Genomic DNA, 3,087 nt, shown 5'->3' with positions numbered 1-3,087 from the left:
GCCCGCGACAGCACGAGGACGGCCAGCGCCACGACGACCATCGCCGCTCCCGCCGTACGACGTGCCCCGGCCCGGCGCAGCACCATCGGGCACACGGGCGCGGAGAGGACCATCGCCGCCGCCAACGGCAGCCCGCGCAGGGCGCTCTGGAAAGGGCTGAGGCCCATCTGCTCCTGCAGGACGTAGGTGACGACGAACAGCGTTCCGGAGAACGCGGCCGAGGCCGCGAGCAGCATGCCGAGCGCGCCACGGATCGCCGCCGACCGGGCGACGTCCGGCGGCACCAGCGGCTGCGCCGTACGACGCTCATGGCGGACGAAGGCGAAGCCGGCGAGCACGGACACCACCAGCCCGGCGGCCGAGCCGGGCAGATCCACCAGCGCCTGGATGAGCGACGCGAGGGCGACGGCCAGCAGGAGCGCACCGGGGAGATCGAACCGGACGTCCTGCGCCTCCTGCCGCTCCGGCTCCCGCACGGCGAGCGCGAGCACGCCGAACACCAGCGAGGGCACGACGTGGAGGAAGAACACGGCTCGCCAGCCCACCGCCGTCACCAACGCCCCGCCCACCAACGGCCCGGCGGCAGCCGCGACTCCGATCACACTCGTCCGTACAGCGATGGGCATCCCGAGTCGGTCGGGCGGGAACGCGGCGCGCAGCATGCCGAGCGTGGCCGGCTGGAGCAGCGCGCCGAACACCCCCTGCACGACCCGCAGTCCGATCACCCAGCCGACACCGGGCGCCAGCCCGACCCCGGCCGAGGCGACCCCGAAACCGAGCATGCCCAGCGCGAACACCCGCTGGTGTCCGTACCGGTCCCCGATCCGCCCGGCCGACACCAACAGGCTCGCCACGGCGACCAGATACGCGGTGCCCGTCCACTGGACCTGTGCGAGCGACGCCCCCAACTCCCGCTGGAGCGTGGGCTGCACGACGGTGAGCACGGTTCCGTCCAGGGCGACGATCGCGGCGCCCGCCACACTGCTCGCCAGCACGAGCCGCCGATGCGCGGTCACCGGGCGGCCTCCGGACCGAGGTGCGCGTCCAGGGCCGACCGCAGCAGGGGGACGAAGTCGTCCGCGCCGGTGGCGAGTTGGAGGCTGCCCCAGCGCCAGAGCTGGGCGATGCCGTGCAGGTTCGCCCACAACGCGCCCGCGACCGGGCGGGCGTCCACGTCGGGACGGGCCCTGCCGACCAGGTCCACCAGCACGCCGAACAACGGCAGACTGGTATCCCGCAGTCCCAAGTGCCCGCTCTCCAGCAGATCGTGACGGAACATCAACTCGTACATGCCGGGGTTGTCGAGCGCGAACTCCAGATAGACCCGCCCCAGCGCCGCCACCTGCGCCCGCGGGCTCGCCGTACCGTCCGCGATCACCCCGGTGGCCCGCTCGCCGAGCTCGGCGAAGCCGCGCCGCGCGATGGCGGACAGCAGTTCCACATGGGTGGGGAAGTAGCGGCGCGGCGCCCCGTGCGAGACACCCGCCCGCCGGGCGATCTCCCGCAGGGTCAGCGCCTGCGCCCCCTCGCTCGCCACCAGCTCCACGCCGGCGTCGACGAGCCGGTCCCGCAGTCCCGCTGCTTCCGAATCACTCATAGACACTGTCTACCAAGTGGTCGTAGACAGTGTCTACCCGGGAATGGCGGATGCGCCGCGCTCGTTGTGTGAGCTATGACTCAGGACACGACACAGGACGACGCCCCACTTCTCCGGCTGCTGTCCGACGGCCACGGCGGGGTACTGGTCACCCTCAAGGGAGACGGCCGGCCGCAGCTCTCGAACGTCAGCCACGCCTACTACCCCGACGAGCGCATCATCCGGGTGTCCATCACCGACGACCGCGCCAAGACCCGCAACCTGCGCCGCGACCCCCGCGCCTCGTACCACGTGACCAGCTCCGACCGGTGGGCGTACACGGTCGCCGAGGGCACGGCCGACCTCACCCCGGTCGCGGCCGACCCGCACGACGAGACGGTCGAGGAACTCATCCGGCTCTACCGAGATGTTCTGGGCGAGCACCCGGACTGGGACGACTATCGGGCGGCGATGGTGCGGGACCGGCGGCTGGTGCTGCGGCTGAGGGTGGAGCGGGCTTACGGGATCCCCAAGGGCGCCAACCTGGGATGACCGATCGTCACCCCCCGTCTACGGCGCTAAGGTTGATCCGCAGTGACGGCGGCGTGCGGACGACGGGGGAGTGCACGAGGTGATCGATCCGGTGTCCATGAGCGCCATCGCCGCGGTGTTCGGAGCCGTCGGCTCCGGGATGGCGAGCGAGGCCGGCAAACTGGCCTGGGAGTCGGCCGGCGGACTGGTCCGCCGCTTCGCCGGCCGCGAGGTGCCCGCACCGGCCACCCCCGACGAACTCGACGCCGTCGCCCGCATGATCCACGACCGCGTCCACGACGACCCCGAACTCGCCTTGATCTGGACCCGGTTCGCGCGCGGCGTGCGCACCCCGGGCCGGGTCACGAGGCCGGGACGGCACTGCCTCCCACCGGCGCCCCGTTCCTTCACGGATCGTCAAGAAGCCCTGAAACTCCTGGACAAGGAGGCGACGCGCCACTTCGGCGGACGCCCACGGCTGGTCCTCCTGCACGGCCCCGAGGGCATCGGCACCAGCACCCTCGCCCACCACTGGGGCGCACGGCAGACCCACCGCTTCCCCGACGGACAGCTCTACGCCGACCTGCGCACCCTCGGCCCCGAACCGGTCCTGACCATCCTGTTGCGTCAACTCGGCCTGCCCGACGAGGAGATACCGCCATCGGCCGCCGACCGGGCGACCCTGTTCCGGGCCTCGCTGACCGACCGCCGCGCGCTCGTGGTCCTCGACCACGCCCAATCCGGCGCCCAGGTACAGCCGTTGCTGGCCTCGGCCGCGGACGTGGTCACCCTCGTCGTGGCGCGCAATCCCCTCACCGGCCTCGACGCGCTGCGGATCCCGGTCGGCCCGCTGACCCGCCGGGACGCCAGACGACTCCTCACCGAACTGGTCGGCAAACCCGCGGTCACCGCCGCCCGCGCCACGCTGCCCGCCGTACTGGACCGCTGCGCCGGCTCGCCCTATGCCCTGCGCGCCGCCG

At 72.8% G+C, this 3,087-nt stretch carries 3 protein-coding genes and 1 pseudogene; 2 read left to right on the top strand and 2 right to left on the bottom strand.

The window, feature by feature from the left end:
- A partial coding sequence (locus tag R6V09_RS49780) for an MFS transporter (RefSeq protein ID WP_317888037.1) occupies window positions 1–1,016 on the bottom strand: 1,016 nt, incomplete at its 3' end.
- Window positions 1,013–1,597: a TetR/AcrR family transcriptional regulator gene (locus R6V09_RS49775; protein ID WP_317888036.1), complete on the bottom strand. Its 585-nt coding sequence runs from the start codon at window positions 1,595–1,597 to the stop codon at window positions 1,013–1,015. The genes R6V09_RS49775 and R6V09_RS49780, both read right to left, overlap by 4 nt.
- 75 nt (window positions 1,598–1,672) lie before the next feature.
- Here R6V09_RS49775 and R6V09_RS49770 point away from each other — a divergent pair, with 75 nt between their 5' ends.
- Both R6V09_RS49770 and R6V09_RS49765 read left to right on the top strand, forming a co-directional pair.
- Window positions 1,673–2,128, top strand: a complete 456-nt coding sequence (locus R6V09_RS49770; RefSeq protein ID WP_317888035.1) for a PPOX class F420-dependent oxidoreductase — start codon at window positions 1,673–1,675, stop codon at window positions 2,126–2,128.
- Between the two features lie 79 nt (window positions 2,129–2,207).
- A pseudogene (locus R6V09_RS49765) lies at window positions 2,208–3,087 on the top strand (tetratricopeptide repeat protein); the annotation flags it as partial.

The sequence above is a fragment of the Streptomyces sp. W16 genome (assembly GCF_033194735.1).
GTDB lineage: Bacteria > Actinomycetota > Actinomycetes > Streptomycetales > Streptomycetaceae > Streptomyces.
This window is presented reverse-complemented; position numbering and strand designations above follow the sequence as displayed.